This is a genomic window from Polaribacter gangjinensis, from assembly GCF_038024125.1.
GTDB lineage: Bacteria > Bacteroidota > Bacteroidia > Flavobacteriales > Flavobacteriaceae > Polaribacter > Polaribacter gangjinensis.
The window spans coordinates 2,890,337-2,914,903 of sequence record NZ_CP150662.1 but is presented as its reverse complement, the minus strand read 5'-3'; the positions used below and the strand labels follow the sequence as shown (position 1 = coordinate 2,914,903).

The 24,567-nt window shown below is 30.6% G+C and carries 25 protein-coding genes and 1 other RNA gene; 18 read left to right on the top strand and 8 right to left on the bottom strand.

Annotation, left to right across the window (positions count from 1 at the left end; genetic code table 11):
* Positions 1 to 6: 6 nt before the first annotated feature.
* From fsa to ffs, 3 genes are all read right to left on the bottom strand, one after another.
* Entirely contained in the window at positions 7 to 660 is a 654-nt protein-coding gene (gene fsa / locus WHA43_RS12815) for a fructose-6-phosphate aldolase (RefSeq protein ID WP_105045120.1), read from the bottom strand.
* Between the two features lie 115 nt (positions 661 to 775).
* The gene (locus WHA43_RS12810) at positions 776 to 1,594 is read right to left on the bottom strand and encodes an SDR family oxidoreductase (protein ID WP_105045119.1); all 819 of its coding nucleotides are present in this window, start codon (positions 1,592 to 1,594) and stop codon (positions 776 to 778) included.
* A gap of 128 nt (positions 1,595 to 1,722) precedes the next feature.
* Positions 1,723 to 1,821: signal recognition particle sRNA small type (gene ffs / locus WHA43_RS12805), an RNA gene on the bottom strand.
* A 173-nt stretch (positions 1,822 to 1,994) separates the two neighbouring features.
* Between ffs and WHA43_RS12800 the strand changes: the two genes are divergently transcribed.
* The 4 genes from WHA43_RS12800 to WHA43_RS12785 all read left to right on the top strand — a co-directional run bounded on the left by WHA43_RS12800 (position 1,995) and on the right by WHA43_RS12785 (position 7,110).
* Complete coding sequence (locus WHA43_RS12800; RefSeq protein WP_105045118.1) at positions 1,995 to 2,516, top strand: DUF4199 domain-containing protein; 522 nt, start codon at positions 1,995 to 1,997, stop codon at positions 2,514 to 2,516.
* A gap of 65 nt (positions 2,517 to 2,581) precedes the next feature.
* On the top strand, positions 2,582 to 3,538 hold the full coding sequence (locus WHA43_RS12795) for a glycosyltransferase family 2 protein (RefSeq protein ID WP_105045117.1): 957 nt from the start codon (positions 2,582 to 2,584) through the stop codon (positions 3,536 to 3,538).
* Between the two features lie 27 nt (positions 3,539 to 3,565).
* On the top strand, positions 3,566 to 5,281 hold the full coding sequence (locus WHA43_RS12790; protein WP_105045116.1) for a phospho-sugar mutase: 1,716 nt from the start codon (positions 3,566 to 3,568) through the stop codon (positions 5,279 to 5,281).
* Positions 5,281 to 7,110, top strand: a complete 1,830-nt coding sequence (locus WHA43_RS12785) for an ABC transporter ATP-binding protein (protein WP_105045115.1) — start codon at positions 5,281 to 5,283, stop codon at positions 7,108 to 7,110. Before WHA43_RS12790 ends, WHA43_RS12785 begins: the two co-directional genes overlap by 1 nt.
* On the opposite strand, the gene WHA43_RS12780 is transcribed toward WHA43_RS12785, so the two are convergent.
* On the bottom strand, positions 7,102 to 8,514 hold the full coding sequence (locus tag WHA43_RS12780; protein ID WP_105045114.1) for a CCA tRNA nucleotidyltransferase: 1,413 nt from the start codon (positions 8,512 to 8,514) through the stop codon (positions 7,102 to 7,104). The two genes, WHA43_RS12785 and WHA43_RS12780, sit on opposite strands and share 9 nt — an antisense overlap.
* A 115-nt stretch (positions 8,515 to 8,629) precedes the next feature.
* On the opposite strand from WHA43_RS12780, the gene WHA43_RS12775 reads away from it, so the two are divergent.
* Both WHA43_RS12775 and WHA43_RS12770 read left to right on the top strand, forming a co-directional pair.
* On the top strand, positions 8,630 to 9,433 hold the full coding sequence (locus tag WHA43_RS12775) for an alpha-1,2-fucosyltransferase (protein WP_105045113.1): 804 nt from the start codon (positions 8,630 to 8,632) through the stop codon (positions 9,431 to 9,433).
* 91 nt (positions 9,434 to 9,524) lie between these two features.
* Positions 9,525 to 10,280: a glycosyltransferase family 25 protein gene (locus tag WHA43_RS12770; RefSeq protein WP_105045112.1), complete on the top strand. Its 756-nt coding sequence runs from the start codon at positions 9,525 to 9,527 to the stop codon at positions 10,278 to 10,280.
* On the opposite strand, the gene WHA43_RS12765 is transcribed toward WHA43_RS12770, so the two are convergent.
* Positions 10,273 to 11,022: a glycosyltransferase family 2 protein gene (locus WHA43_RS12765; protein WP_105045111.1), complete on the bottom strand. Its 750-nt coding sequence runs from the start codon at positions 11,020 to 11,022 to the stop codon at positions 10,273 to 10,275. The two genes, WHA43_RS12770 and WHA43_RS12765, sit on opposite strands and share 8 nt — an antisense overlap.
* A gap of 8 nt (positions 11,023 to 11,030) precedes the next feature.
* The gene (locus WHA43_RS12760) at positions 11,031 to 11,846 is read right to left on the bottom strand and encodes a 2,3,4,5-tetrahydropyridine-2,6-dicarboxylate N-succinyltransferase (RefSeq protein WP_105045110.1); all 816 of its coding nucleotides are present in this window, start codon (positions 11,844 to 11,846) and stop codon (positions 11,031 to 11,033) included.
* A 118-nt stretch (positions 11,847 to 11,964) separates the two neighbouring features.
* Here WHA43_RS12760 and ruvX point away from each other — a divergent pair, with 118 nt between their 5' ends.
* From ruvX to mazG, 4 genes are all read left to right on the top strand, one after another.
* On the top strand, positions 11,965 to 12,375 hold the full coding sequence (gene ruvX / locus WHA43_RS12755; protein WP_105045109.1) for a Holliday junction resolvase RuvX: 411 nt from the start codon (positions 11,965 to 11,967) through the stop codon (positions 12,373 to 12,375).
* Between the two features lie 62 nt (positions 12,376 to 12,437).
* On the top strand, positions 12,438 to 13,013 hold the full coding sequence (gene def / locus WHA43_RS12750) for a peptide deformylase (protein ID WP_105045108.1): 576 nt from the start codon (positions 12,438 to 12,440) through the stop codon (positions 13,011 to 13,013).
* Between the two features lie 42 nt (positions 13,014 to 13,055).
* Positions 13,056 to 13,466: a DUF5606 domain-containing protein gene (locus tag WHA43_RS12745; RefSeq protein ID WP_105045107.1), complete on the top strand. Its 411-nt coding sequence runs from the start codon at positions 13,056 to 13,058 to the stop codon at positions 13,464 to 13,466.
* Between the two features lie 53 nt (positions 13,467 to 13,519).
* On the top strand, positions 13,520 to 14,299 hold the full coding sequence (gene mazG, locus WHA43_RS12740; protein ID WP_105045106.1) for a nucleoside triphosphate pyrophosphohydrolase: 780 nt from the start codon (positions 13,520 to 13,522) through the stop codon (positions 14,297 to 14,299).
* A gap of 163 nt (positions 14,300 to 14,462) precedes the next feature.
* Here mazG and lon read toward each other — a convergent pair whose 3' ends face one another.
* Positions 14,463 to 16,916, bottom strand: a complete 2,454-nt coding sequence (lon, locus tag WHA43_RS12735; protein WP_105045105.1) for an endopeptidase La — start codon at positions 16,914 to 16,916, stop codon at positions 14,463 to 14,465.
* A 239-nt stretch (positions 16,917 to 17,155) separates the two neighbouring features.
* Between lon and WHA43_RS12730 the strand changes: the two genes are divergently transcribed.
* From WHA43_RS12730 to WHA43_RS12715, 4 genes are read left to right on the top strand one after another with little or no spacing between them, the layout of a single operon-like run.
* Positions 17,156 to 17,701, top strand: a complete 546-nt coding sequence (locus WHA43_RS12730) for an RNA polymerase sigma factor (protein ID WP_226742829.1) — start codon at positions 17,156 to 17,158, stop codon at positions 17,699 to 17,701.
* 5 nt (positions 17,702 to 17,706) lie between these two features.
* Positions 17,707 to 18,222 (top strand): hypothetical protein, encoded by a 516-nt coding sequence (locus WHA43_RS12725; RefSeq protein WP_105047219.1) that lies wholly within the window; start codon positions 17,707 to 17,709, stop codon positions 18,220 to 18,222.
* The gene (locus WHA43_RS12720; RefSeq protein WP_146104873.1) at positions 18,215 to 19,285 is read left to right on the top strand and encodes a hypothetical protein; all 1,071 of its coding nucleotides are present in this window, start codon (positions 18,215 to 18,217) and stop codon (positions 19,283 to 19,285) included. The genes WHA43_RS12725 and WHA43_RS12720 overlap by 8 nt, the downstream gene beginning before the upstream one ends.
* A 25-nt stretch (positions 19,286 to 19,310) precedes the next feature.
* Complete coding sequence (locus WHA43_RS12715) at positions 19,311 to 20,042, top strand: head GIN domain-containing protein (protein WP_105045103.1); 732 nt, start codon at positions 19,311 to 19,313, stop codon at positions 20,040 to 20,042.
* Between the two features lie 64 nt (positions 20,043 to 20,106).
* On the opposite strand, the gene WHA43_RS12710 is transcribed toward WHA43_RS12715, so the two are convergent.
* A complete protein-coding gene (locus tag WHA43_RS12710) occupies positions 20,107 to 21,282 on the bottom strand; it encodes a GlmU family protein (protein ID WP_105047218.1) in 1,176 nt (391 codons plus the stop codon).
* 132 nt (positions 21,283 to 21,414) lie between these two features.
* Here WHA43_RS12710 and WHA43_RS12705 point away from each other — a divergent pair, with 132 nt between their 5' ends.
* The 4 genes from WHA43_RS12705 to WHA43_RS12690 are packed head-to-tail and all read left to right on the top strand — an operon-like array spanning position 21,415 to position 24,524.
* Positions 21,415 to 21,792, top strand: coding sequence for a 6-phosphogluconate dehydrogenase (locus WHA43_RS12705; protein WP_105045102.1), 378 nt, complete (start codon positions 21,415 to 21,417; stop codon positions 21,790 to 21,792).
* Positions 21,792 to 22,340 (top strand): acyl-CoA thioesterase, encoded by a 549-nt coding sequence (locus tag WHA43_RS12700; RefSeq protein ID WP_211290285.1) that lies wholly within the window; start codon positions 21,792 to 21,794, stop codon positions 22,338 to 22,340. Before WHA43_RS12705 ends, WHA43_RS12700 begins: the two co-directional genes overlap by 1 nt.
* A gap of 29 nt (positions 22,341 to 22,369) precedes the next feature.
* On the top strand, positions 22,370 to 23,050 hold the full coding sequence (gene trmD / locus WHA43_RS12695; protein ID WP_105045100.1) for a tRNA (guanosine(37)-N1)-methyltransferase TrmD: 681 nt from the start codon (positions 22,370 to 22,372) through the stop codon (positions 23,048 to 23,050).
* Positions 23,043 to 24,524 (top strand): glycosyltransferase family 39 protein, encoded by a 1,482-nt coding sequence (locus tag WHA43_RS12690; protein ID WP_105045099.1) that lies wholly within the window; start codon positions 23,043 to 23,045, stop codon positions 24,522 to 24,524. The genes trmD and WHA43_RS12690 overlap by 8 nt, the downstream gene beginning before the upstream one ends.
* Positions 24,525 to 24,567 lie beyond the last annotated feature (43 nt).

Sequence of the window (24,567 nt, the reverse complement as noted above, 5' to 3'; positions counted from 1 at the left end):
ACTTTCTTAATTCCCTTTTTGATAATCTTTTAAAAATTGAGCCAACCCAATGTCTGTTAAAGGATGTTTCAACAAACCTTCAATAGCGCTCAAAGGACCTGTCATTACATCAGCACCAATTTTAGCACAATCAATAATATGCATTGTATGACGCACTGAAGCTGCTAAAATTTCAGTTTCAAATCCGTAGTTATCGTAAATTGTTCTGATTTCAGCAATCAGGTTTAAACCATCTGTAGAAATATCGTCCAAACGTCCAATAAAAGGAGAAACATAAGTTGCTCCAGCTTTTGCTGCTAATAAAGCTTGACCTGCAGAAAAAACCAGCGTAACATTGGTTCTAATTCCTTTAGATGAAAAATATTTACACGCTTTGATACCATCTTTAATCATAGGTAATTTTACTACAATTTGAGGATGCAATGCTGCCAAAACCTCTCCTTCTTTCACCATTCCATCAAAATCAGTTGCAATTACTTCTGCAGAAACATCGCCATCAACCAATTCACAAATTGCTTTGTAATGATTGATAATATTTGCTTCGCCAGTAATTCCTTCTTTTGCCATTAGTGATGGATTTGTGGTTACACCATCTAAAATTCCTAAAGCCTGAGCTTCTTTGATTTGCGCTAAATTTGCAGTATCTATAAAAAATTTCATCTTAATAAATTGAGTTGTTTGTAAAAGTGTTGCAAAGTTACAATTTTAGAGAGCAATCTTTAAGTTAAAATTATATTTTTTGTTGAATAATTAAAAAATAAAATTGATTGTAAGTTTATAATTTATAATGATTCATCAATAGTTTTTGATACACTTTATCAGGTAAAATACGTTTTAAAACAATGGAAAATTTTTCCATAAATTTCCCAACTTTATAATGAATTTTTGGATTTTTTGTATTGATGATTTCATGAATTTTAATTGCCATTTCTTCAGGATTCATGCCACTAGAAACATGCGAATTCATCAAATCTAAATTTTCTTGATACGATTTTTTGTAGGCAGAATTTTCAAAAACGGGAGTATGATATCTTCCTGCTGCAATATTGGTAGCAAAATCACCTGGAGCAACATTTACTACGTTAATTCCAAATTGTTGCACCTCCATATTGGTTGCTTCTGTAATCAATTCTAAAGCACCTTTTGTGGCAGAATACACACCTCTAAAAGGTAATCCCATATACCCTGCAATCGAAGTTATATTGATAATCAATCCTGATTTTTGTGCACGCATTGTGGGTAAAACTGATTTCATTAAGTCTAAAGCACCAAAAAAATTGGTATCAAAAACACGTCTCATTTCTTCAATAGGTGTATCTTCAATAGGACCTGTAATTCCCATTCCTGCATTGTTGATCAAAACATCAATTTTCCCTTCTTTTTTTATGATTTGTTGAATTGCATTATCAATAGTTTCTTTTTTCAACACATCCAAAGCAATCACTTGAAATGGTAAAAGCTCTTTTGTAGGATTTCTACTTGTACCATAAACAACATATCCTTTTTGTGACAAATAGTTAGCAATGGATTTTCCAATTCCTGAGGAAGCACCAGTGATTAATACAATTTTCTTAGTAGTGGATTGTTGGTTCAAAGTTTTGAATTTTAAGTTTTTATTTTTGATTGTACAAAAAAAAGAAAAAAATCTTTAAAGTAGTAAGTTTAAAAATTTTGTTCCTTGAAGTCCTTTCCTTTGGAAAGGATTTAGGATAGGAAAACAAAAAATGGCAAGCTATCTACATCACACTGCTACAACCTAATACCTTTGCTGTGTTCCCACCCTGGAGGATTCAAAGGGAGCTAGTTGTGTAGGACTTGCCGCTGCAAATTTACAATCTATTTTTATTTTACCAATTAAAAAAAGACTAATTTTTTTTGTAACAAATTCATTAAAAACAACACTAATTGAGTTAAAATTGAGTTTTAAATTCAATAACTCAGTTTTCAATAACTTGAAATCAATATATTTGTATCACTAACTAAATTTTTAAACAATGGAAAATCAAGCAAACAGTAAAAGTTTTATCATTAATAATGGAGTTATTCTTGGAGTTTTAGGAGTTTTAATAAGCGTTATTAATTATGCATTCGGAACTCACTTAGATCCACATTGGTCAAATTCTCTGGCTTCTGGAATATTTTTTATTGGATTGATTATTCTAGGAATAAATCAATTTAAAAAAGCAAATGGAGGTTTTTTATCTTGGGGACAAGGAGTTAAAATTGGGGTTGGAATTGCCATTTTAGCAGCTTTGATCAGTGTTATTTACAACTACATTTTTGTAACTTTTGTTGAGCCAGATTTTATGGCACAAGTAATGGAAGTTCAAAATCAAAAGTTTTTAGATCAAGGAATGTCTCAAGAACAAATTGAAGCTGCAAATGCCATGTCTGAGAAATTCAAATCGCCTTTAATTACCTCTGCTTTTGGAATCATTGCAAGCGCAATTGGTGGATTTATAGTTTCTGCAATTGCTGCTGCAGTCATGAAAAAATCAGAAGAAGAAACCTATTAGTTCAAGATTACAAATTCAAAGTTTTTAACCTTGAATTTTAAACTTTAAACCCGAAACCAAAAATAATGGATATTTCAGTGGTTATTCCACTTCTTAACGAAGAAGAATCTTTACAAGAATTACACGATTGGATTGCAAAAGTTATGCAATCCAATCGTTTTATATACGAAATTATTTTTATTGATGATGGAAGTACAGATACTTCTTGGCAAGTAATTGAACAGCTTTCTAAAGATAATTCATCAGTAAAAGGAATTCGTTTTCAAAAAAATTACGGAAAAAGTCAGGCTTTGGATGCTGGTTTTGAAAAAGCTCAAGGAAATGTAATCATTACTATGGATGCTGATTTACAAGATAATCCTGAGGAAATTCCTGAATTGTATGAATTGATTTTTACAGACAAATTCGACCTAATTTCTGGGTGGAAAAAAAAACGTTATGACAACGTTTATACCAAAAATATTCCTTCAAAAATATTCAATGCTATTGCTAGAAAGACTTCTGGTTTGCATTTACACGATTTTAATTGTGGCTTAAAAGCGTATAAAAAAGAGGTTGTAAAAGCCATCAAAGTGAGTGGTGAAATGCACAGATACATTCCTATTTTGGCAAAAAACGAAGGTTTTACCAAAATAGATGAAAAAGTGGTGCAACATCAAGCTCGAAAATATGGTGAAACTAAATTCGGAATGAATCGTTTCATCAATGGATATTTAGACTTGATAACGATTTCTTTTTTATCAAAATTCGGAAAAAGACCCATGCATTTTTTCGGACTATGGGGAACAATCGTTTTTATTTTTGGATTTTCTGCTGCCATTTACATCGGAATTTCTAAACTTTACAAAGTATATAATGGTATTAAAACCATCTTAGTCACTGACAATCCATGGTTTTACATTGCACTAACTTCCATGATTTTAGGGACTTTATTATTTTTAGCTGGGTTTATTGGAGAGTTGATTATCAAATCAAAAAATGATGAAAAACATTACAAAATAAAAGAACAACTTAATTTCTAAATTTTATCTTTGTAAAAAAAATACAATATGGATTCTATACTACAAAAAGCAACAGCATGGTTAACACCAACTTTTGATGTTGAAACTCAAACTGAAATTCAAAACTTAATTGATACCAATCCAACTGATTTAGCTGACAGATTTTACAAAGAAATGGAATTTGGTACAGGTGGAATGCGTGGAACTATGGGCGCAGGAACCAATAGAATCAATAAATATACGCTTGGAAGAGCGACTCAAGGTTTATCAAATTACCTCATCAAAAATGTAAAAAAACCACAATTAAAAGTAGCAATAGCTTACGATTGTAGACACAATAGTAAAAAGTTTGCGAAAATTGTAGCTGATGTATTGTCTGCAAATAATATCAAAGTATTTTTATTCGAAGATTTACGCCCAACTCCAGTGTTATCTTTTACAGTTCGTCATTTAAATTGTGATGCTGGAATCGTATTAACAGCTTCTCACAATCCACCAGAATACAATGGATATAAAGTATATTGGGCTGATGGTGGACAAATTGTACCTCCTCATGATTCAGGAATTATAAATGAAGTAAATGCACTAGATTTTTCGGAAATTAACTTTACTGCAAACGAAAACTTAATTGAATATATTGGAAAAAATGTTGATGATGTTTTCATTACTGAATCTGTAAAAAACGGAAGTTTATCTAACAATATTGATAGAAAAAATCTTAAAATTGTGTTCACTTCTATTCACGGAACATCCATAGTTTCTGTTCCTGATGCTCTGAAAAAAGCGGGTTATACAGATGTTCATATTGTGGAAGAACAACGAATTCCTGATGGAAATTTTCCAACAGTAAAATCGCCAAATCCTGAAGAGCCAGAAGCATTGTTGATGGCAACCAATTTAGCAAATAAAATTGGTGCTGATATTGTAATTGGTACAGATCCAGATTGTGACAGATTAGGTGTTGCAGTGCGTGATAGTGAAGGAAATATGAAATTGTTAAATGGCAATCAAACCATGGTTGTGATGACCAATTTCTTGCTAAAAAAATGGAAAGAAGAAGGCAGAATCAATGGAAAACAATTTGTTGGTTCAACAATTGTTTCTACTGAATTGGTAAATGAAGTTGCCGCAAAATTCGGAGTTGAAACCAAAGTTGGATTAACTGGATTTAAGTGGATTGCAAAAATGGTGGTTGATTTTCCAGAAATGCAATTTATTGGTGGTGGTGAGGAAAGTTTTGGATATATGGTTGGTGATTTTGTCCGTGATAAAGATGCTGTTACTGCAACATTATTGGCCTGTGAAGTTGCAGCTTATGCAAAACAAAACGGAAGTTCATTCTATGAAGAATTGCTCAATATTTATGTTGAAAATAATTTCTATAAAGAGCATTTAATTTCACTTACTAAAAAAGGAATGGAAGGTGCTGCAGAAATTCAAAAAATGTTGAGTGATATGCGTAACAATCCTTTATCGATGATTGATGGTGAAAAAGTAGCAACTTTGGCAGATTATGACAAAGCTATTTTGAAAGATATCAGAACAGGCTCAGCAACAAAAATTGACTTGCCAACATCAAATGTATTGATTTATCAAACTGAAAATGGTACTAGAATCGCAGCAAGACCAAGTGGAACTGAACCAAAAATCAAGTTTTATTTTAGCGTAAATGCACCTTTAGATTCAAAAGAAAATGCAAAAAGTGTTGAAGCAACATTGGATGCAAAAATTCAGCGAATTATTAAAGAGATGAATTTAGTTTAATGAAGCATTTTAAGGAGATTTTAAAATACGAAAAAAAGTATCGAAAGTTTACATTATTAAATATTGTATTCAATATTTTTTATGCGATTTTCAATGTCCTTTCTGTTTTAGCGTTTATTCCTGTATTGAGTATCCTTTTTGAGAAAAATGAAAAGGTAACTAAAATTCCTGTTTACGAAGGAATTACTCATATTGGCGAATACTTAAAAGATAGCTTTTATCACTATATTGCTCAAAAAATAATCAATGAAGGTGAAATACAAACATTGCTTTTTATTTGTTTGTTGACACTTTCATTGTTCTTTTTTAAGAATTTATTTCGGTATTTGGCATCTTATTCTATTACTTTTTTAAGAACAGGAGTTGTCAAAGATTTGAGAGATAAATTGTATCGCAAAATCATAGAATTACCCATTTCTTATTTTACTGAAAAACGAAAAGGTGATATCATTGCACGAATGACTGCTGATGTTCAAGAAGTAGAAGTTTCTATTTTAACATCCATAGAAACCATTGTAAGAGAACCACTTACAGTAATTATTGCAATTGGAATCATGCTATTTATGAGTGTAAAATTGACGCTATTTGTATTCATTTTACTTCCTGTTTCTGGATTCATTATTTCGTCCATCAGTAAAAAGCTAAAAGCAAATTCAGTAAAAGCTCAACAAGAAACAGGTACTTTTTTATCTTTTATTGAAGAAACATTGACAGGTTTACGAATTATCAAAGGTTTCAATGCAGAAAATGTGATTGAAAAGAAATTCAATCAATCAACTCAAAATTTTAAATCCTTGATGACCAGCGTTTTTCATAGACAAACATTGGCATCACCAATGAGTGAATTTTTAGGATCAGCAACCATAATTGCGATTCTTTGGGTTGGAGGAACAGAAGTATTATCGAAAACAAGTTCATTGCAATCAGAAGAGTTTTTTGGATATATTGTGTTGTTTTACACGGTTTTAAATCCGATAAAACTCATCACAACTTCGTATTATAACATTCAAAAAGGCGAAGCTTCTGCAGAACGAATATTGCAAGTTTTGCAAACTGAAAATAGTATAAAAGATATTCCAAATGCAACAGTAAAAAATGATTTTACAGAAGAAATTTGCTTTCAAAATATTTCTTTTAAATACAAAAAAGAGTACGTTTTACAAGACTTTTCATTGACTATCAAAAAAGGTGAAACTGTTGCTTTGGTTGGCCAATCAGGAAGTGGAAAATCGACATTAGCGAACCTAATTACGCGTTTTTATGATGTAGATAAAGGTGCCGTTTTGATTGATGGAATTAATATTAAAAACATGACTGTTAAATCTTTACGAGGATTGATGGGTATTGTTTCACAAGAATCTATTTTGTTTAATGATACCATTGCAAACAATATCAAATTGGGCGCACAAGAAGCTTCTGATGAGGCTATTTTGGAAGCGTCAAAAATTGCAAATGCCTTAGAATTTATCCAAAATTTACCTCAAAAATTTGACACCAATATTGGTGATAGTGGCAATACACTTTCTGGCGGACAAAAACAACGTTTGTCAATAGCAAGAGCTGTTTTGAAAAATCCACCCATCATGATTTTAGATGAGGCAACCTCAGCTTTAGATACGGAATCTGAGCAATTAGTGCAACAAGCTCTTGAAAAAATGATGCAAAATAGAACTTCTTTGGTCATTGCACACAGGTTATCAACCATTCAAAAAGCAGATTTGATTGTGGTAATGAAAAAAGGAAAAATCGTAGAACAAGGAAAACACGATGAATTATTAGCTAAAAAAGGCGAATATTTCAAATTGGTTACGATGCAAAGTTTACACTAATTGCAATCCTAAAGACTTCCCTTTTTGAATCATAAATTGATATGAAGCTTCATGTTCATTCGGAATTTCACCTTCTAAAATGGCTTCTTTGATGGCTTCCTTAATGATCCCAATTTCTTTACAAGGTTGCAAATTAAAAGCGTTCATAATTTCTTCACCAGAAATTGGCGGTTGAAAATTACGAACTTGATCTCGCTCTTCTACTTCTTTAATTTTGGTTCTTACCAACTCAAAATTTTTATGGTATTTTTTGAATTTATTTGGATTTTTAGTAGTAATATCTGCTTCACAAAGCGTCATTAAAGCATTTATATCTTCACCAGCATCAAAAATCAAACGTCTTACAGCAGAATCAGTAACTTCTGATGCTAAAACAATTGGTCTTGAGCTTAATAACACCATTTTTTGAACAAATTTCAATTTGTTATTCAAAGGCATTTTCAAACGAGAAAACAATTTATACACCATTTTTGATCCGACAAATTCATGTCCATGAAACGTCCAACCAACTTTTTTACTAAACTTTTTAGTGGGTGCTTTTCCAATATCATGCAATAAAGCTGACCAACGTAACCAAACGTCATCCGTATATAAAGCAATATTATCAACCACTTCCAAAGTGTGATAAAAATTATCTTTATGTTTCTGACCTTCAACCTCCTCTACTCCTTTTAACGCAATTAATTCTGGTAAAATTTGAGACAATAAGTTGGTTTGTTCTAACAATAAAAATCCAATAGATGGTTTTTTAGATGCCAAAATTTTATGCAATTCATCCACAATTCGCTCACGCGTAATGATTTCTAAACGAGGTGCATTTTTGGTAATTGCTGCTAACGAATCAGCTTCAATGGTAAAATTTAATTGAGTTGCAAAACGAATGGCACGCATCATGCGTAAAGGATCATCAGAATAGGTAATATCAGGATTTAAAGGTGTTTTAATAATTTGATTTTCCAAATCTTTTATTCCTTGAAATGGATCTAATAAATCTCCAAAATCATCTTCATTCAAACTTAAAGCTAAGGCATTTATGGTAAAATCGCGTCTGTTTTGGTCATCTTCTAACGTTCCTTCAAAAACTTCAGGATTTCTACTATCTTCAGAATATGATTCTTTTCTTGCGCCCACAAATTCAATTTCCATATCTTGAAAACGCAACATGGCTGTTCCATACGTTTTAAAAACTTGAACTTTTGGTCTGTTTGTTAACAATTTAGAAACTTGTTTTGCGAGTTCAATTCCACTTCCAACAACGACAATATCAATATCTTTTGCAGTACCTCTTTGCAAAAAATAATCACGTACAAAACCACCAATCACATAACTTTTTACGTTTAGATTTTTGGAAGCTTTAGCAATAATGGTGAAAATTTCGTTTGAAATCGCTTCTTGATAATTCATACTTTCTATAAGAATTCGCAAATTTATTGTTTTATGTTCTTTTAAACCTTAAATCTTTTGATAAAATTGCGATTACATTTGTATTTTTGCTCAAATGCTTTTTTATGATTTACGAATGATTGTAGTTAGAATTCTTGGCGGACTTGGAAATCAGCTATTTCAGTATGCATATGCAAAATCTTTAGCCTCAAAAGGATATCAAGTAAAAATTGATATTTCTAGTTTTAAAAATTACAAATTGCATGGAGGTTATCAATTACATGAGTTTAAAATTGATCTTCCTGAAGCATCTAAATGGGAATCATTCATTGCAAAATATGGATTTAGAATTCCGATGAAAGAAAAATCACTCTTATTTCAAAAACGTTTTTTAAAGCCTAAAAAAAATGCCTACATCAAAGGATATTTTCAAACAGAAAAATATTTTAAGGATATTAGAGGCATTTTGCTAAAGCAAATCATAGTAAAAAAGCAACTTTCTAGTTCAACCATTAAATATTTAGAGAAAATCACCATCAAAAAAAATACTTGTGCTATTCATATCAGAAGAGGAGATTATATTTTGGATGAAAAAGCGAACAAAGTTCATGGAGTTTGTGGCCTAAATTATTATAAAGAAGCCATAAAATTGATGCGAGAAAAATGTGGTGAAATTTCCTTTTTTGTATTTTCTGATGATATTTCTTGGGTTAAAAAAAACCTCAAAATTAAAAATGCCGTCTATATTGACCATAACGTAATTCCGCATGAAGACATGCATTTAATGAGTTTATGCAATCACAACATTACTGCAAATAGTAGTTTTTCTTGGTGGGCAGCTTGGCTAAATCAACATAAAAACAAAATCGTAATTGCTCCAAAAAATTGGTTTGTGAGCAAAGAAAATGAAGTTGCTTGTAAAGATTGGATTTTGTTATGAAATCGCTATTAACAAAGAGTTTGTGTAATCAAACAACTATGAGTAAAAAGGCGATGGAATTTGTGACTGCTGAAAATTTAACTTTACACATATGAAAACCTATAAAGTTTACTATATCAATTTAGATAAAAGTACGGAAAGACGTGATTTTATGGAAAAACAATTTCAAAAATTAGATATTCCAATCACAAGATTTTCAGCAGTTTATGGAAAAGAATTAGAAAAAGATTTCCTTAAAAAAGAAAAGAAAAAGCATCAAATTTTAGCGCATTTTCCATTTCCAAATGATGGAGAAATTGGTATTTGCCATACTCATTTTAAGCTTTGGAAATTGATAGCAAATCAACCAGAAGATTTTTCAATTGTTTTGGAAGATGACGCACTTCTTCACGAAGATTTTTTTAATGATTTACCACAACTTTTAGCGCAAATTACCACCAATGATTTTTTAGATATTTCAGGGAAAAAAGGTTTTTTTGAATTGGAAAAAAATGAACTCATCAAAAAATATTTGATGCCTCCAGTATTGATGATTGGACAAATTATTGGAAAAAATGCGGCTGCAAATCTGTCTAAAAATTTAAGTAATTATTATGCTCCTATTGATGTGATGAAACAAGATGTTTACAAACACAAAGTTCCCTTATTTTCGACAGTAAAAAAGTATGTAAAAACAAATGATGCTAATGTTGGAGGAACCACAATTCAACAAAAAAACCTACCAAAATTCACTAAAATTATTAGAGAAATCCTACGTCCTTTTTGGCAAATATTAGCTTTATTTACTTACAAATTGCAACGTTGTGTGAGGAATTACTTGTTTTATAAAAATCAAAAAGTTATTTAACTCCTCTATTTAATAACCACAATTTTATGTACCTTACATAAACTCCATAAGCTTGAGCTTTTGCAAAAGCAAATCCAGGAAAACCGTCTAAAAAACCCAATCTGATAAAATAATGTATCACAAATCTTGCAGGAGGTTTTATTAAAATTTGATATAAATTTACTTTTTTCCCTTTTTCAAAATATTCTTTTCCCCTTAATTCTCCATAATGATTCATTTTTGAAATATAATGATCAAAATTTCTGTAAGAATAATGTTCGATTTTATGTTTAAAAAAACCTAATTTACCATTCGCAACAATAGTTTCGTGAACAAAACCTTTGTATTTACAATGTTCTTTTAAAAATAAACGAACTACTTTATCTCTTTGACAGCCTCCGTAATTGATATTTTTTCCAGCAAAATAAAAAGATCTTCTTACATAAAATCCTACAAAATCCTGGGGATTTTGGACCGCTTCTAGAATTTCTTTTTCAACTTGAGGAGTTACGCGTTCGTCAGCATCTAAAATATAAATCCAAGGATTGGAAGCTTGAGAGATTGCATAGTTTTTTTGAGAAGAAAAATCATCAAACTCACGTTTGATGATTTTTACATCATAAGTTGCTGCAATTTCGAGTGTTTTGTCTGTACTGAAAGAATCTATTACGATAATTTCATCTGCAAAACTCACAGATTTAATAGCCTCAGCAATATGAATTTCTTCATTAAGCGTAGGAATAATTGCAGTAATTTTAGTCATTATTTTTATTAAACAGCCACATCATACTCGCGTAAAGCGTCATTTAATGAGGTTTTTTGATTGGTACTTTCTTTTCTTTTTCCAATGATTAAAGCGCAAGGAACTTGATATTCACCTGCTGCGAATTTTTTAGTATAACTTCCAGGAATTACCACTGATCTTGCTGGAACAACTCCTTTCATTTCAATAGGAGAATCACCAGTAACATCTATAATTTTAGTACTCATTGTCAACACTACATTAGCGCCTAAAACAGCTTCTTTTCCTACTCTTACACCTTCAACAACAATACATCTTGAGCCAATAAAAGCGCCATCTTCAATGATAACTGGAGCAGCTTGCAAAGGTTCTAAAACACCGCCAATTCCAACTCCACCAGACAAATGTACATTTTTGCCAATTTGCGCACAAGAACCAACAGTTGCCCATGTATCAACCATAGTTCCTTCATCAACATAAGCTCCTATATTAACGTAACTTGGCATTAATATTGTGCCAGAAGAGATAAAAGCACCATGTCTTGCCACTGCATTTGGAACTACTCTAATACCTCTTTCTGCAAAATTTCTTTTCAACGGAATTTTATCATGATATTCAAAAATTCCAGCTTCTAAAGTTTCCATTTTTTGAATAGGGAAATACAAAACTACTGCTTTTTTAACCCATTCATTTACTTGCCAACCTTCAGCAATTGGTTCTGCAACTCTCAATTCTCCTTTATCCAACAAATCAATTACTTTTCGAATTGTATCAATCGTTTTTTGTTCTTTTAATAACTCACGATTTTCCCAAGCAGCTTCAATAGTTTCTCTAATATCTTTCATTGTGTTTAATATTTTTGCAAATATAAATTGAATCTTAAAAATGAAAAGCGAATATACACTTTTTAAACAGATTCAAAGCGCTTGTTTAATTTCGTATTTTTGCAAAAAATAAAATAATTTGGGACGTATTTTAGCGATTGATTTTGGACAAAAAAGAACAGGAATTGCAGTAACAGACGAATTGCAAATCATTGCATCTGGTTTGACAACTGTTGCTACAGAAAGCTTAATTCCGTTTTTAAAAGACTATTGTTCTGAAGAAAAAGTCGAATTATTTATTGTTGGAAAACCAAAACAACTCAACAATACTGACAGTGAAAGTGAGGTTTTCATCAAACCATTTTTAGAGAAATTATCCAAAGAAATTCCAACAATTCCAGTAAAAAGAATTGATGAGCGCTTTACATCAAAAATTGCAGTACAAACCATGATTGCTGGTGGATTAAAGAAAAAACAACGCAGTAATAAAGCCTTGGTTGATGAAATTAGTGCAACTATTATTTTACAATCCTACTTATATAGTTCCTAAAAAGCGTTTTAAATTGGTATTTCAAAATTCTAATTGTATTTTTGTCACGTAAAAAAAGAAAAATGATATTACCAATAGTTGCTTACGGAGATCCTGTTTTAAGAAAAAAAAGCGAGGAAATCAGTAAAGAGTATCCAAATTTACAAGAGTTGATTGCCAATATGAAAGAAACCATGTACAATGCATCTGGAGTTGGTTTGGCAGCACCTCAAATTGGAAAAGCGATTCGTTTATTTGTAATTGACGCATCGCCTTTTGCAGATGATGAAGATCTGAACAAAGAAGAAAATGAGGTTCTAAAAAACTTTAACCGCGTTTTTATCAATCCAAAAATAATTAAAGAAGAAGGTGAAGAATGGTCTTTTAATGAAGGTTGTTTGAGTATTCCTGACATTCGTGAAGATGTTTGGCGTCAACCAACAATTACCATTGAATATCAAGATGAACAATTTGAAAAACATACTGAGACACTTTCTGGTTTAGCAGCTCGAATTTTTCAACACGAATATGATCATATTGAAGGTGTTTTATTTACTGACAGAATTTCATCTCTTAAGAAAAGATTACTAAAAAAGAAACTAGAAAATATCTCAAAAGGAAAAATAAAAGCAGATTACAGAATGCGTTTTCCTAACTAAATACCTCATACTTTTTAATAAAAAAAATCAAAATATACCTACATGGAATTTAATAAAATCATTGCTGTAACTGGCAAACCTGGATTGTTTCAAGTAATTTCTCAATCAAAAAATGCTATTATTGTAGAATCATTAATGGATAAAAAACGATTGGCAATCAATGCTACTCAAAATGTAAGTTTACTTGAAAATATTGCCATTTATACTTATGAAGAAGACATGCCTCTACAAAATGTTTTCAATGCAATGTTCGAAAAAACGGAAGGAAAAGAAGCAATTTCTCATAAAGAAAATGACAAAAAATTAATCGCTTTTTTCGAAGAAGTTTTGCCAAATTATGACGCTGAAAGAGTGTATGTTTCTAACATCAAAAAAGTAATTCAGTGGTTTAACATTTTAGTAAGTGCTGGAATGGTTTTTAAATCAGTTGAAGAAAAAAAGGAAGAAGCTTAATTTAGTTTTTGGTTTTTAGTTTACCTAAAACTTTAAACTGGTAAAATCCAAATATGAACTCAAGAAAATCACAATTAGAGGCCATCAATAGATTGTTAGATATTATGGACGATTTGCGTGAAAAATGTCCTTGGGATCAAAAACAAACTTTAGAAAGTTTGCGTCATTTAACCATTGAAGAAACCTACGAATTGGCTGATGCAATTCTTGAAAATGATTTGCAAGAAATCAAAAAAGAATTGGGTGATGTGTTACTTCATATTGTTTTTTATGCCAAAATTGGAAGTGAAAAACAAGCTTTTGATATGGCAGATATTGCCAACTCAATTTCCGATAAATTAATTTCAAGACATCCTCATATTTATGGTGACGTAAAAGTTGAAAATGCTGAAGATGTAAAACGTAATTGGGAACAACTAAAATTAAAAGAAGGAAAAAAATCGGTTTTAGAAGGTGTCCCAAAAAGTTTGCCTGCTTTGATAAAAGCCAATAGAATTCAAGATAAAGTTGCTGGAGTTGGTTTTGATTGGGAAAAACCCGAACAGGTTTGGGAAAAAGTACAAGAAGAATTGGCTGAGTTGAATGAAGAAATTAAAAAGGGAAATAAAAACAATATCGAAAAAGAGTTTGGGGATGTGTTATTTTCGATGATTAATTATGCACGTTTTATTGGCATAAATCCTGAAAATGCGTTGGAAAAAACGAATAAAAAATTCATCAATCGTTTTCAGTTTTTAGAAGAAACTGCTTCAAAAGAAAACAAAAAACTTTCTGAAATGTCATTGGCTGAAATGGACATCATTTGGGAAAAATCGAAAGAATTTTTTAGATAGAAAACTACAATTTTAGTCTTTTTATGAAAAAAGGAACGAAATTTTTTTTACTGATATTTTTTGTGATTATCACAATAATTTATGTAAAATTAATGGTTGATTTATTTCAAAGACAATTTTTAAATTCATAAAAAAACCTCTGAAATTTAGAGGTTTTTTTATTTTATTTTAATTTCTTAGCATTTGTTACTTTCTGCTTTGTCAAAGCAATGTCAATAACTTGCTTCATATCAGTTACATAATAAAAGGTTAAGCCTTTTAAATAAGTGTCTTTGATTTCTAAAATGTCTTTTTTATTGTCTTCACACAAAATAATTTCTTTGATGTTCGCTCTTTTGGCAGCTAATATTTTTTCTTTGATTCCGCCTACAGGCAACACTTTACCTCGCAATGTAATTTCTCCAGTCATGGCCAATTTACTTTTTACTTTTCTCTGTGTAAAAGAAGAAACCAAGGATGTCAACATAGTTATACCTGCACTTGGACCATCTTTTGGAGTAGCGCCTTCTGGTACGTGAATATGCACATCATATTTGCTGATGATTTCTTGATCAATTCCAAAATCTTCCGCTTTTGATTTGATGTATTGCAAGGCTATAGTTGCAGACTCTTTCATTACATTTCCCAAATTTCCTGTAATTGAAAGCACTCCTTTTCCTTTGGATAAAATGGACTCTATAAACAAAATATCTCCTCCAACACTTGTCCAAGCCAAACCTGTAACTACACCAGCAACATCATTAGTTTCGTATTTATCTCTATTTCTTGGAGCTCCTAAAATTTCTTCAACTTTTTCTGAAGATAAAACCACATCATACTCTTCCTCTAAAGCGACTGATTTTGCAGCAAAACGAACTACTTTCGCAATGTGTTTTTCCAAACCACGAACTCCAGATTCGCGAGTGTAACCTTCTACAATTTGTTCGATTTGTTGTTTCCCTAACTTTAAATCTTTGGCAGATAAACCATGTTCTTTGAGCTGTTTTGGCAATAAATGCTTTTTGGCAATTTCAACTTTTTCTTCAATTGTATATCCAGTAACATTGATAATTTCCATTCTATCGCGTAAAGCCCAAGGAATTTGGCTTAAATTATTGGCAGTTGCAATGAATAATACTTTAGATAAATCGTAACCAACTTCTAAATAATTGTCATAAAATGAGGTGTTTTGTTCAGGATCCAATACTTCTAACATTGCAGATGATGGATCTCCTTGATGACTTTGTCCTAATTTATCAATTTCATCCAACACAAAAACAGGATTTGACGTTCCTGCTTTTTTCAAATTTTGGATTAAACGTCCAGGCATTGCTCCAATATAGGTTTTTCTGTGACCACGAATTTCTGCCTCATCTCGCAAACCTCCTAAAGACATTCGAACGTATTTCCGTCCTAAAGATTCTGCTATTGATTTTCCTAAAGAAGTTTTTCCAACTCCAGGAGGACCATATAAACATAAAATAGGCGATTTCATATCACCTTTTAGTTTTAAAACGGCCAAATGTTCAATGATTCTTTCTTTGACTTTTTCCAATCCAAAATGATCTCTATCTAAAATTTTGGTGGCTCTTTTCAAATCAAATTTATCTTCAGAAAACTCTCCCCAAGGCAATTCTAACAACAATTCTAAATAACTTCTTTGCAAACCATATTCTGCAGCTTGCGGATTCATTCTTTTTAAACGATTCAGTTCTTTACTAAAAGTATCGCCAACTTCTTTACTCCATTTTTTGGTTTTGGCTTGTTGTTGCATTTCTTCCAATTCTTGATCGTAAGAAACGCCACCCAACTCTTCTTGAATGGTTTTTAACTGTTGATGTAAGTAGTATTCACGTTGTTGTTGATCTAAATCTTCGCGCGTTTTAGATTGAATATCATTTTTCAACTTTAACTTTTGTAACTCTTTATTTAAATTTTTAAGAGTTAATAAAGCGCGCTCTTTCAGGTTGTCTTTCTCTAAAATAACTTGTTTTTGCATCACACTTAAATCCATGTTTGATGCAATAAAATTGACTAAAAAAGAATTTGAATGAATATTTTTAATTGCAAAAGAAGCTTCAGATGGCAACATCGGATTTTCTTTAATAATCTCTAAAGCTAATTCTTTGATAGATTCAATAATTGCCTCAAATTCTTTTACATTATCAATTACTCTTTCTTCAACAGCCTCTTTTACAATAGCTTTCAAATAAGGTTTTTCTTCAATAATCTGATCAATTTCAAAACGCTTTTTTCCTTGAATGATGATAGTTGTATTTCCATCAGGCATTTTTAAAACACGTAATATTTGCGCCACAACTCCTGTTGTGTGAATATCTTTCAACGTTGGCTCTTCAATATCTTCATTTCGCTGTGCAACAACTCCAATAATTTTATTGCCATTGTTCGCGTCTTTTATCAGTTGAATGGATTTGTCTCTTCCTGCAGTAATTGGAATTACAACTCCAGGAAATAATACTGTATTTCTAAGCGGAAGAATAGAAAGAATTTCTGGTACACTTTCGTTATTTATAATTTCTTCGTCTTCTGGAGTCATTAGCGGAATCAATTCTGAATCTTCATTCATGATGTTTTGAAACGACAAACTGTCTAATTTTATAATTTTTGTTTTGCTCATTGGTTATTTTTCTGTCATTCTGACATTGAATTTTGATTTAAGAAATCTATCAATATCATTCATATAAATATAAAATAATCATTATCAATATTTTACATACGATAGTACAATTATTTTTTTTAATAAGTTCAATTGTTATGCCAAATAAAATCTTAAAAGTTTTAAAATTTAGTACATTTAATTTTCAAAAAAGTGTCACAAGTTTTAAAATTAGTTGTCTCTAGATTAGAAACGTTTTATTGGAAGCTAACCATCCACATATCAAAGACCTGATTGAGCGCTGTAAAAAGTCGGATCATAATGCTCAATTGCAACTGTACAAAGCCTATTATAAGGCAATGTATAACGCTGCAATTCGAATTTTAAATGATTGTTTTGAAGCTGAAGATGTTATGCAAGAAGCGTTTTTAACTGCTTTTACAAAACTAGACTCTTACAAAGGTGAAGTGGCATTTGGAGCATGGTTAAAGAGAATTGTAATTAATAAAAGTATCAATCAATTGAGAAAAAACAATCGATATGAATTGACAAAAATGGAAATTGTTAGAGAGAATGAAATTGAGGAAGAAGGTATAGAAACCACTAAACTTGATCCAAAAATGGTTTTGAATGCAATACAAAATTTAAAAGAAAATTACAGAGTAATTTTAACCTTACACTTGATTGAAGGATTTGATTATGAAGAAATTCAACAAATTTTAAATTACACTAATGAAAATGTAAGAACAACCATTTTAAGAGCAAAAAACAAATTAAAGCAAGCATTACTTGCACAAATGATATGACTATTATGAAAAATAATTTCGAAAACTTTTTTTCTGAATCAGATTTCGATTTTCAAGAGCCTGAAAATGGACACTTTGAGCGTTTTGAAAACAAACTAAAAGCTACAAAAAAAAGTGATAAAATTTCTTGGAAATGGCTCTCTGTAGCAGCTTCAATCTTATTGATTGTTGGTTTTTGGTTTGGAAGAATGCAACAAAAAGCAACTATTGATTTGGCTGATATTTCGCCAAAATTAGAAGAGGTTCAGGGATATTTTGTCACTACAATTCATCAAAAAATAACAGTTTTAGAAAAAAGTAAAACCCCAGAAAATGAGTTGATTATCAAACAAACTTTATCTCAATTGGAGGATTTAGAGAAAGAATATCAGCAATTGCTAAAAGAATTAAACAAACAAGGTAACCAAGAAAAAATCATCAATTTTATGATAGAAAACTATCAATTACGATTAGAAATTCTAGAAAATATGCTGAAAAAAATCAATCAAATTAAAAAATTTAAAAATGAAATTTATGTATAAAATCACTCTTTTATTACTACTAATTCCATCAATACTTTTCGCAACTATTGATGAATTAAGACACGAAAAAACTAAAAAAATCAACAAAGAATTTAGTGTTTCTAAAAATGCAAACTTGCAACTTCTTAATAAGTATGGAAACGTTAGCATTACTTCTTGGAACGAAAATAAAATCGCTATTGAAGTTGTGATCACTGTAAAAGGCAATGATTTAGATCGCGTTGAAAATAGAATTGCTAATATCCTAGTTGAATTTAAAGCAAGTTCTGACAAAGTTTTTGCTAAAACAATTATAGAAAGTGGAGAAAAAAATTGGAATTGGTGGAAAAAAAGTGACAATTTGAACTATAAAATTGATTATTTCGTTAAAATGCCCAAAACCAATTCTCTTGATTTGAAAAACGAATATGGAAGTATTTTTTTAGACACCTTGTCAGGAAACACCAATATACAATGCGATTATGGAAAAATTATTTTGGGTGAATTGTTAGGAGAAAACAATACTATAAATTTAGATTATTGCTCATCATCTAGTATTTCATTTATCAAAAACGGAATTTTAAATTTAGATTATTCAAAATTAACAATAGAAAAGTCAGAAAAAATAAAATCAAGTTCAGATTATACAACTCTAGAAATCAACAAATTACAAGAAATTAATTTCAATGCAGGTTATGGTTCTTTAAAAATTGAAGAAGCTGAATCGATTGTTGGAAGATCAGATTATACTGGTTTACGCTTTGGTTCAGTTAGTAAAAAACTTCAAATTGACACAGATTATGGCTCAATTTTTGTTAAAGATTTAAAGAAAAATTTTGAATCTGTAATGATTAATGCAGAGTTTACTACTATAAAATTAGCTGTTGATCCTAATGCAGACTTTGATATAAATCTCGATTTAGAATATACTGGATTTAAAGATAACAATGATAAAATTTCATTTCAAACACGAATTGAAAAATCAACTAAAAAATATTATGAAGGAAAATTTGGAAACGGAAGTTCAAATTCAAAATTGATTGTTAAATCTCAATATGGTAGTATAACAATCAACGAAAATTAAAATATCAATCAATAAAACTAAAATTATGAATCAAAAATTGAAATTATCACTTGTACTTTTTCTAATCACCTTCGCAATTAATTCTCAAAATTGGGGAAATGGAGAAAGAGTGAAAGGAAATGGAAAAATTGTAACGGAAACAAGAACAACTTCTGAATATGATGAGGTTAGCGTTGGTGGCTCATTTGATGTTGTTTTGGTTAAAGGCAAAGAAGGAATCATCAAAATTGAAGGCGAAGAAAATATAATTCCTTATATTGAAATTGAAGTTTCTAGAGGAAATTTACAGATAAAATACAAAAAAAACACCAATATCAATACCACAAAAAAATTGACAATTACAGTTCCAATAGCAAGTATTGATAAAGTTTCTTTAGGTGGATCAGGAAATATTACAAATGTAGGAGTAATTAAAACCGATGAATTTTCGGCTTCTTTAGGCGGGTCAGGAAATATCAAATTACAAATTGATACGAACGCATTGAGCGTAAATATTGGCGGATCAGGAAATATTGAAATTTCTGGAAAAACTACTGAGTTTAATTGTTCTGTTGCTGGTTCTGGAAATGTGAGTGCTTATAATCTAAATTCTGAAATTACAACTGCAACAATTGCTGGTTCAGGAAGTGTAAAAACAACTGTCAATAAAAAGATCAAAGCAAAAGTGGTGGGTTCTGGAAATATATATTATAAAGGAAATCCAGCTGAAAAAGATGTAAAATCTGTTGGTTCTGGAGAAATCATCAATCAGAATTAACTTTTCCTCCAATTAAAAAAAGCCCTGAAAAATAATTTTTAGGGCTTTTTTTTATAAGTTGAAATTAAAAATTTCGATATTGTTTCGTAATTTCAAAAACATATTCTAGGATACGTTCATCTTGTTCATTAAACTCAATATTTCTGCGACTCATCACTACTTTTGCAACTTCAAAAACCTTGTCAGTTTTATATTCTGTAAAACCTGAAGCTCCTCCCCAACTAAAAGAGGGTACAAAATTTCTTGGAAATCCACTGCCAAAAATATTCGCGCTCACACCCACAACTGTTCCTGTATTAAACATAGTATTGATACCACATTTAGAGTGATCGCCCATCATTAAACCACAAAATTGCAAACCAGTTTTTACGAATCTTTTAGTTTCATAATCCCATAATTTTACTTCAGCATAATTGTTTTTTAAGTTTGAATTGTTGGTATCTGCACCTAAATTACACCATTCACCCAAAACCGAATTTCCTAAAAACCCATCATGACCTTTGTTAGAATATCCCATTAAAACGGAATTATTTACCTCTCCACCAACTTTACAATGTGGCCCTAAAGTAGTGGCACCATAAATTTTTGCACCCATTTTTAACGCAGAATGTTCGCACATTGCAAGCGGCCCTCTAACAACACAACCTTCCATAATTTCGGCATCTTTACCAATATAAATGGGACCTGAAGAGGCATTTAAAAATGCAAATGTTATTTTTGCACCCTCTTCAATAAATATTTTTTCAGGATTGATTGCCTGAACTGTTTTCGGAATTGGCTGCGAAGTTCTGTCTTTCGTCAACAAATCAAAATCTTGTTGAATTGCCTTGTCGTTTAATGAAAAAATATCCCATGTATTTTTTATTCGGAGTAAATCATCTTCAAATTCAATTTGTGTGTAAATATCAAAATCAACTTCTTCTTGCGAATCAGAAGTATAAAATGCGATTACATCATCACCTTTAAAAATAGCTTCATTTTTTGAAAGATTCTTTATTTTTTTTACCAGCTTTTTTGAAGGACAAAATGATGCATTGATTAAAACATTCTCTTCCATTTCAACCATCGGATATTTTTCTTCTAAATAATCTTCAGTAATTGTGGATGTTGAAAGCCCTAAATAATGCTCCCATTTTTCGCGAATTGTTAAAATTCCTATTCTTAAATCGGCAACAGGTTTTGTAAATGTAAAAGGTAATAACGAGTTTCTAACATCGCTATCAAATAAGATATAGTTCATGTTGGTTTGCATTGATATTCTACAAATTTAATTGAATTTAGGGTTAAAAAAAATCATTATTGTTTTTTTACTAAAAGAAAGTTTTTTAAAAGTTTCTCATAATCAAGTAAATTAGATTTGTATTTTTGACTCATGAAAAAATTTTTATCAATTTTGGTTTCAGTAATTGTTATTGTTGCTGTTATCTATTTCAGTTTTATTTATTTTGCCACTTTTAGTGAAGGAGTTCGCTCTGGCGAATTGATCAAAATAAGTAAAAAAGGCATTTTATTTAAAACTTGGGAAGGAGAAATTAGTCAAGGAATTTCGGGCGCTCAAATATTTTCATTTTCTGTAGAAAAAAACAATAAACAGGTTATTGAAGACCTTAAAAACTACCAAGGTCATTATGTAAAAGTTGATTATGTAGAACGCTACAAAACCCTTTTTTGGTTGGGAGATACTAAATATTTTATCACCAAAGTTACCCAAGAAGACTCTCCTCATTTTAGAACTAAAAACAATAAATAATGAGTAATTTTAAATATGTGAAAGATTCACAAGTAGTCATTACTCAATTGATGTTGCCATCTCACTCTAATTTTAGCGGAAAAATTCATGGTGGTTTTATTTTAAATTTGATGGATCAAATTGCCTTTGCATGTGCTTCAAAACATTCAGGACAATATTGTGTTACAGCTTCTGTTAATAAAGTTGATTTTGTAAATCCGATTGAAGTTGGAGAATTAGTAACCTTAAAAGCCTCTGTAAATTTTACAGGACGAACTTCTATGGTTATTGGTTTGCGTGTAGATTCTGAAAACATCAGAACTGGAGAAACAAAACACTGCAATTCTTCCTATTTTACAATGGTTGCCAAAGATGAAGATGGAAATAGTACTCCTGTTCCAGGATTGATTTTAACTTCAAAAGCTGAAATAAGACGCTTTGCAAGAAGCATTATCAGACAACAAGAATCCAAAAATAGAACCTCAAGATTTGATAAAAATACTTTTAAAATTGATGATTATTTATCTTATTTTGAAGAAAGTAACTCGAAAATTGAACTAAATTTATAGAAATTTTATCCCAAATAATTTCCAAAAAAATGCGCATAGACATCATTTCAGCAGCTCCAAATTTGTTAGAAAGTCCTTTCAATCATTCTATTATAAAAAGAGCGCAACAAAGTGGCATTGCCAAAATTGTGATTCACGATTTGCGAGAATATGGTTTGGGAAAATACAAGCAAATTGATGATACACAATTTGGAGGTGGTGCTGGAATGGTTTTAATGATGGAACCAATTGTAAACTGCATTAAAAAATTACAATCAGAAAGAAGTTATGACGAACTTATTTACATGACTCCAGATGCAAAAGTATTGAATCAATCAACCGCAAATTCACTGTCAATAAAAGAAAATTTATTGATTTTAACAGGACATTATAAAGGTGTAGATCAGCGAATTAGAGACAAATACATCACCAAAGAAATTTCTATTGGAGATTATGTAATTACAGGTGGTGAATTGGCTGCAGCTGTTTTGGTTGATGCTGTTATACGTTTAATTCCTGGTGCTATTGGCGATGAACAATCTGCTTTAACAGACTCTTTTCAAGACAATTTATTGTCACCACCAATTTATACAAGGCCTGCAGAATTTGAAGGAATGAAAGTTCCCGAAATTTTATTGTCTGGAAATTTTCCAAAAATTGATGATTGGCGCATGGAAAAAGCCTTTGAAAGAACAAAATCAATAAGACCAGATTTGCTCAAAGATGAATAATTTTAAATCTTTTATTAAAAATAATGCGCTGATTTCTTGGGTGATAGGATTTCAATTTTTTCGATTTTTGATACTTCCTTTTATGGGATTAATGCCTCAAGATGCCTATTATTTTTTGTATGGTCAAAACTTATCACTTTCCTATTTTGATCATCCTGGAATGATTGGTTATTTATTAAGATTGTTTTCAGAAATTTTTGGAAAATCGGTTTTTGTCATCAAATTGACAGATTTTACAATTACAACTTTTACAATACTCGCTTTTTGTAAATTAGCTTCCTATTTTTTATCGAAAAGTAAAACTGAAAGAGCCTTAATTTTAATCACTTCTACCCTATTTATCTCAATTTTATCATTCAATTCAACTCCAGATGTTCCATTATTATTATTCTGGACGTTAAGTTTGATTTGTCTTTACAAAGCCATTTTTGAAGAAAATAAAAAATATTGGATTTTTGCAGGAATTGCAATGGGTTTGGCTTTTAACAGCAAATACACAGCCCTTTTATTGCAATTCGGATTGATTGCATTTTTAGTTTTTTCAAATGAGTATCGAAAATTATTAAAATCACCTTGGCTTTGGTTATCAATCTTGATATCAATTTTGGTAATGTTTCCTGTTTATTGGTGGAATTATCAGCATGATTTTGCTTCATTCAACTTTCAATCCTCAGAAAGAACAAGTTCAATCTCTGAATTTAATTTTTCAGCAACCTATTTTTTTGGAGCAATTGCGCATCAATTATTGCTTTTATTGCCAGTTTTATTTTTAGTGATGATAACAATCACTTTCAAATTTATCAAAAGAGCAATTGTGAAATGGAAACTACCAAATGCAAAAACATTGTTTTTACTGGCTTTTTTCATTCCAACTTTTGTGGGATTTTTCTCAATTACACCCATTTATTGGGTAAAACTCAACTGGATGATGCCATCGTACATCAGTGGAATCATATTGGCTGGAATGTTTATCAACCAGAAATTAATCAAAACGCAATTGATATTTTCTGTAATATTTCATTTATTGGTTTTGATTCAAGTTTTATTTTATGTTGCACCCATAAAAAGTGACGATACTTGGATTGGTTGGAAAGAATTGTCTTTAGAAATAGAAAAATTGCAAAAAAAACATCCAAATACTTTTGTGTTTTCTGATGATAATTACAAAACAAGTGCTTGTTTAAACTTTTACATGAATCAGAAAGTGTATGCTCAAAATGTCATTGGATTACCCGCTTTGCATTTTGATTATTTAGGAGATGATTTATCAAATCTAGATGCAAAAAACGCACTTTTTATAGATTCAGATAAGCGTTTTACCAATGTTTCAAAGAATGGAGAAATCCATCCAGAATTAAAAAATTACTTTGAAAAAGTAACTGAACTTGAACCAATTATCATCAAAATAAACGAAAAAGAAGTTCGTAAATTTTGGGTTTTCTATTGCGAAAATTATCAATCAAAAAATCAGTAAAATTTATTTTTAGAAGCTAAAAAATATTAGTAGATTTGCACTC